Consider the following 6,272-nt stretch of genomic DNA (forward strand, 5'->3'; position numbering starts at 1 on the left):
TAAAACCGTTCATTAGGCACTGGCAGCGTTCGAACTGTTTTATTGTTGATACCAGTTTATAGATCTAGCTCTATTTAGATCGTTTCAATATTGTCTAGCAATGTCAGCGCTCTCTCGTGAATGAGCTGCTTTTCTTGATCAGATTTTTTAGCCCACTGCTTGGCGATAAAAGATAACCTTTGATTGTCGGCCAAGCGTTCTTCATGCCTTCCAAAAAAATCCCAGTAAAGAGCATTGAATGGACAGGCGTCGGGCGTTACCTTCTCTTTAACCTTATAATGACAACTCTTACAGTAGTCACTCATCTTGTTGATATAGTTGCCGCTCGCAGCATAGGGTTTTGTGGCGATCCACCCCCCATCAGCAAACAAGGCCATCCCTCGAGTATTGGGTAGCTCAACCCACTGTAAGGCATCGATATAAATCCCTAAATACCAATCATCTACCTCATCGGGATGAAGACCAGCCAGCAAAGAGAAGTTACCTGTTATCATTAAGCGCTGAATATGGTGGGCATAAGCATACTCTAAAGACTGTTTGATACTCTCCTTCATACACGCCATCTTGGTTTCACCAGTCCAAAACCAACTTGGCAAAGGTCTACTCGCATTCAATCGATTCTGTTCCGTATAATCCGGCATATTGGCCCAGTACATTCCTCTAACATATTCTCGCCAGCCAAGAATCTGACGAACAAAGCCTTCGATCTGCGAAATCGAAATACTAGATTGCTGTTGATAGTATGTTTCAATGGCGACATCGATCACCTCATCAGGGCTAATAATATTGGCATTCAAAGCAAAACTCAGCCGTGAGTGATATAGGCTCCAGGAGTGAGGAGAATTGCAGGTCATCGCGTCTTGAAAGTAGCCGAATTTCGGGAGGCATACTTGGCAAAAGTATTGAAGTTGAGCCATCGCTTGTCGATGGTTAATCGGCCAAACTAGCTTAATGTTCGCATTACCGAAACTGACAATCTCATGATCGTTCAACCGTTTTAGAATGACACTTACGTCATTTTCAAACACCAGTGGCTGGGGAATATCAGCTAAGTCTTTCTTTTTGAGCGCATGACGATTGTCCTCATCGTGATTCCACTTTCCACCTAAAGGGCTGCCTCCTTCCATCAAGACACTGAAGCGTTTACGCATTTTACGATAGAAACCTTCCATTCGATGATGTCTGCCACCTTCGAACCATAGAGGTAGTTCGTTGTGCTCAAGAAAAAAATGCTCGGTTTCATAGAGTCGGGAGGTGATCTCCAAGTCTCGAGTAAATTCACGTAGTTGAACATGCAGTCGATATTCATCAGGTTGCTGATATTCAAATACCTGACAAGCGCAGCGTTCAATGACAGATGAAAGCAATGCTGGCAAATCTTTATATCCCGAGCTTTCGTCCAAATTGAAGTACTTTACCCTATGTCCTGCCTGTCTTAGATTCTCCGCAAAATCCTCCATCGCGGCAAAGAAAGCACAAACTTTTTGAACATGATGCTTTACGTAGTTAGTTTCCTGCGTCAGTTCAGCCAAAATGTACAAGGTGTCAGGATCAGATTCCTTGAACCAAGAGTGACGGCTATTTAATTGATCCCCCAAAACAAGCCTTAGACGCTTGGTTTTCAAACTCATGATTTCTCTCTCGTTGGCCATTGCTAGAAAACAGTGCGTGCAATATTTTTCAACTTTTCGTAAAAACTCTCCAGATCCCTGTTTTGAGCGCACTCAATTTTCATCTTGTTGTGAAAAAAGAGAGTTAGCTTAACTTTGTGGTCACTGAGCATAATCGTGTAACCGTCATAACTCAGTTCGAGGCTAATTTGCTGATAAATAAGCTTGCCTCCCTCCATGCTTCCTTTTTGCCGAATGCATTCAGCTGCCAGCATGACTACCTTTGGTTCAATATGCTGTTCCAAGTTCCCAACTCCTAAAATTAGAATGTGCCCCAAGACCACACCGAGCATTTAAAAGCTTATACGCATCAACGCGTCAATGGATCACCCCATGCACTGATCCAAAATGAAACCTGCTTCGTAAGTGCCTGAAACACCCTCAGCGCACTACGGAATCCATATGCTCATTAAACAACGAAGAGTTCTATACTGGTTTACTCGAGACCTGCGAATTCATGACAACCAGGCGCTGCACGCCATAAAAAGCGCCGATCGCCTACTGTGCATCTATGTCGTAGACCCTAGATGGTTTCAGCAGAAGCTATGGCAGCAACCTTCCATCAGCAAACATCGCTGGCAGTTCACCTTGGAATGCATTCAGGATTTAAAACAAAACCTCGCACGATATGACCAAGAGCTGATTGTTTTATATGGTGATACAACTGAGCTGATATCCAACCTTATCAATAATTACGGCTTTAGTGACCTCGTATTGACTCAGTCTTCCGGTTCTTATGAGCGGCACATCCTTAAAGCGATTCGCAGGAAATGCTCCGAGGCTGCGGTAATAGAATATGAACAATACACGATCTTCAATGAGTTAGAACTACCGTTTAAGGTCTCTCAGTTACCCCAAACATACTCACGCTTCAGGAAATCAATTGAAAATCAAGGTGTCCCTGACCCCCTTCCTGCCCCCAAATTCCTGCCAATCATGCCTAAGATAGATATGTTGGAAGCAGAGAAGATTCCTGATTGGCTTCCTGTGAATACGACTTCGCTCCGCTTTACCGGTGGTGAACGCGAAGCGTTTGGCCATCTGTTCGAGTATTTCTCCAGTGATGCGCCCCGTCGCTACAAGACAGTAAGGAATGAATTATCCGGCTGGACCAACAGCAGCAAAATATCACCCTGGTTAAGTAGCGGCTGTCTATCTCCACGCCAGGTCATCAAGAAATTGCTTGAATACGAACAGGAAAACGGGTCTAACGATTCATCTCGTTGGCTATATGTCGAGCTATTGTGGAGAGAATATTTCCAATGGTGGCACTTTCTAAAAGGAGACCAACTATTTAGTTTCCAAGGATCCAAAAAGTCACCCCCGCTTACTAGTTTCTACCCTGAACGCTTCAGTAAATGGTGTGAAGGCGAAACGCCTTTCAAGATTGTCAATGCCTGCATGAAGGAACTAAAAAACACGGGGTATCTATCAAACAGAGGCCGACAAATCGCAGCCAGTTGTTTGGTTAATGAATTGAGCGTGGACTGGCGCTATGGAGCAGCTTGGTTTGAGTACTGTCTCATTGACTTTGACTTGGCAGTAAATTGGGGCAATTGGCAATACATTGCAGGCGTGGGGGTTGACCCAAGAGGAGGGCGCCACTTCGATCTTGAAAAGCAGTCGAGACTCTATGACCCTGACGGTTTGTATCAAAAACGCTGGGGAGCTGAAACGGATCCAAATTTAGACTCTCGCGATGCTGCCGACTGGCCAATCATACACGAGTAATAGAGATACCGAACAAAGACGAGCAAAAAACCGAGTGATCCATTAATTGATTCCTAGCGTAAAGGATCGATGAGAAAGGCAAATTTCAAGTCTACTATCAAGCAAATATTCTTTTGGAAAATATGGGGAAATACAATGTTACTGAATCATGCTTTTGGAATGTTCACTCACCCTGATGAAGAATGGGAATCGATCCGCAAAGAACATAGTAATCCGGGAAGAATTTATGTTGCATACATTGCCGTTCTAGCAATGATTAGCCCAATATGCGCCTATATATCGACGACACAGTTTGGTTGGCAAGTTGGCGATGGGCAAATCACTAAACTGACGACCCAGAGCGCTTTGCAACTCAACATAATCACCTACATCGCAATGCTTATTGGTGTATTTGGGCTTGGCTGGGCAATCGATTGGATGTCTAAAACCTATGGAGGCAAACATGATGAATATGCAGCAAACGGTATCGCCTTGGCAGCCTATTCTTGTACGCCACTTTTTTTGGCTGGTATCGCCCTTTTAAACCCTGAACCTATTTTCAACATGGCTGTATATCTTATAGCGGCAGTATATGCAGGATTCTTGATCTACGACGGTTTACCGATTGTCATGGGTATTAGCAAAGAACGCGCATTGTTGTTTAGCGGCGCTATCTTGACTGTCGCTCTCGTTTACCTTGTAGCAACAAGAGTCGGTACAGTCGTCATCTGGAGCATAGGCTTCGCCCCTCAGTTCGTATCAGGTTAAGTAAAGCGAGATAGACGGGTTCATCAATGTTGAACCCGGTCTGTCGATGGCGTTCTTAATGTCAATATGTTTTCAGCGGATGACAAGCTTGGTTGGATACCGATTGTACTAGTCACCGTGCTCAACTGTGTTCAATATTAGCTGCGATCACTACGCGCTTCTTACTAGGGTGTTCATATCTTTTGCCATGATTGATAACTCGTGCGCTAATTCTGAAAGCCCCTGACTTGCATCCATCAAAGTTTGCCCCGCGTCGGCGTTTGTTCGACTAATATCTTCAACATTCTTACTCTCCAGAACAATCTCTTCAATCTGCGTACGTTGCTTGCTCATTGAATCTGAGACGGTAGAAATATTCCCCGCCGCCTGTTTTACCGAAATGACGACTTTATCTAGCGCGGAGCCCGACATATTGACTGCTTCAGCACCCGCTTTGACATCAGAACTCGCTTTGTCTAACAAAGTTCTAATCTTCTGAGCTGATTCGTTGCTTTTTTTGGACAGTGTCCTAACCTCATCAGCCACGACAGCAAATCCTCTACCTTGATCCCCTGCACGGGCCGCTTCAATTGCAGCATTAAGTGCAAGAAGATTGGTCTGCTCAGCGATATCCGTAATGACATTCATCATGGCAAGAATACCGTCATTACTTTCCTTCACTTCCTCCATATTCTGTATCGCTGTTGCCATTGATTCAGAATCGTACTAAAGGAATATCTATGACAGGTCTGGCAGAAGATAAACTGCAAGAGTTTGCTAATGGTGTCGCTGATTTGTGTGATCAGTTAGGTGTTGAGGATCATGAAGAGAAATTGACCGCGATTGGGAATACTTTTATAGGGGCAGCGCTTTCACTAGGGAAACCCAACTTCTCAGTCAATGTTGATGGCTTAGCTACAGCTTCTGTTGAATCCGTTCTAGAGGCCGTCGAAGAAGAATAATTAAGGTTGATCGAACAGGTCTAATTGTTTTTCTGAACTGTTTTTTCTTCGTAAGGTAAAGCCAAGTTGGGAATGTACTTCTGATAACCAGGCTCGATAAGCCTGTCCACACCTAGCTTCAAATGGGTAAGCCTGGTTTAGTTTTTTCCGTATCAGCTTCACATCATTTTTCCCCGTTTCGAGGATAACTGCATGAATAATTGGTCCCGCGAGCTCTCTATAATGATCTAATTTCGACGCAGAAGACACGGGTTCCAGACAGCTGACCAGGTTAAATTAATGCACAGTGAAAGTTTGAGTGACTGCCCTTGCCTGATCGGAAAGCGTTTTATTGAGATTCTTAACTAAAAGGTTAAAGGTAACCAGAGTAAAACCATCTTGCGCATATTCGAAAACAGCGTCTATATCCAGGATGAACCCTTTATCAATGTTGGTTTGAACTAGGTCCAGCATGAGTTCTACAGCATCGGTTAAACCATCTATGTCTTCACAGAAAGGAATCTCTATAGGTCTTTTCAAAAAAACTGCCTTCATTTTTTTTCTATTATGCATCAGGGATGTTTGGCTAGTATAACTCAATTGCAACAGATGCCTCTGCACAATTGTCAGGCTCAGATATCAAGCAGGTCTCTATTATAACATTGGCATCTTTTGGAATAATATCCAGAAAATCCGTTGCATCGACAACATGATTTTGGATACCTTCAGGCTTATTTAAAGGAATACTTGTTGTAGAAAATTGGTTCAAATTATCCTTTGCATATACACTTTCAAATGAAGCGAATTCACTACACCCATAATCTGCTCCCAATGCCATTGGGAAAGAACACTGGATAGTGAACAACTCCAGATCATTATCAATCTCAATAATATCATTATCACTCAGATAGACCTTTGCTTGGTAAAGCTCTCTTTGATTAACACCTAACGTAGTGTCATCCGAATATTTAACCGTTGTCATCCAAGTTATGCTTAACTTTTCTTCAGGGTTAAAGTGATTTTCTGTACTTCTATCATTTGAAAGCAGATTAAAAACCTTTGGGTCTAGAGGTGCCTCTCTAAACTCGATTACTAACTCAGGCCCTACTCCACCACCTTGACCGCCATTAGTTCCAGGGGCAGCTCCACCGCCACCACTTCCACCTCCATTACAGCCAATTAGAGTTCCAGTAACTAAGCACGT

Annotated in this window: 8 protein-coding genes; 3 read left to right on the forward strand and 5 right to left on the reverse strand. The window is 43.5% G+C overall.

Annotated features, from left to right (window positions below; translation table 11 throughout):
- Positions 1–74: 74 nt before the first annotated feature.
- Complete coding sequence (locus A3757_RS09420) at positions 75–1,631, reverse strand: cryptochrome/photolyase family protein (protein WP_068508356.1); 1,557 nt, start codon at positions 1,629–1,631, stop codon at positions 75–77.
- 23 nt (positions 1,632–1,654) lie between these two features.
- The gene (locus tag A3757_RS09425) at positions 1,655–1,915 is read right to left on the reverse strand and encodes a DUF3081 family protein (protein WP_197469968.1); all 261 of its coding nucleotides are present in this window, start codon (positions 1,913–1,915) and stop codon (positions 1,655–1,657) included.
- A 157-nt stretch (positions 1,916–2,072) separates the two neighbouring features.
- Between A3757_RS09425 and A3757_RS09430 the strand changes: the two genes are divergently transcribed.
- Together A3757_RS09430 and A3757_RS09435 are read left to right on the forward strand one after the other, a co-directional pair.
- A complete protein-coding gene (locus A3757_RS09430) occupies positions 2,073–3,401 on the forward strand; it encodes a DASH family cryptochrome (RefSeq protein WP_068508348.1) in 1,329 nt (442 codons plus the stop codon).
- A 135-nt stretch (positions 3,402–3,536) separates the two neighbouring features.
- Entirely contained in the window at positions 3,537–4,148 is a 612-nt protein-coding gene (locus tag A3757_RS09435) for a Yip1 family protein (RefSeq protein ID WP_068508355.1), read from the forward strand.
- A gap of 150 nt (positions 4,149–4,298) precedes the next feature.
- Here A3757_RS09435 and A3757_RS09440 read toward each other — a convergent pair whose 3' ends face one another.
- Positions 4,299–4,838, reverse strand: coding sequence for a methyl-accepting chemotaxis protein (locus A3757_RS09440; protein ID WP_082865156.1), 540 nt, complete (start codon positions 4,836–4,838; stop codon positions 4,299–4,301).
- A 29-nt stretch (positions 4,839–4,867) separates the two neighbouring features.
- Between A3757_RS09440 and A3757_RS09445 the strand changes: the two genes are divergently transcribed.
- Positions 4,868–5,089: a hypothetical protein gene (locus tag A3757_RS09445; RefSeq protein WP_068510776.1), complete on the forward strand. Its 222-nt coding sequence runs from the start codon at positions 4,868–4,870 to the stop codon at positions 5,087–5,089.
- A gap of 276 nt (positions 5,090–5,365) precedes the next feature.
- On the opposite strand, the gene A3757_RS09455 is transcribed toward A3757_RS09445, so the two are convergent.
- On the reverse strand, positions 5,366–5,608 hold the full coding sequence (locus A3757_RS09455) for a hypothetical protein (protein ID WP_156490373.1): 243 nt from the start codon (positions 5,606–5,608) through the stop codon (positions 5,366–5,368).
- 46 nt (positions 5,609–5,654) lie between these two features.
- Positions 5,655–6,272 (reverse strand): hypothetical protein (locus tag A3757_RS26650; RefSeq protein ID WP_082872088.1); only part of this gene is annotated, 618 nt, incomplete at its 5' end.

The organism is Oleiphilus sp. HI0117 (assembly GCF_001635235.1).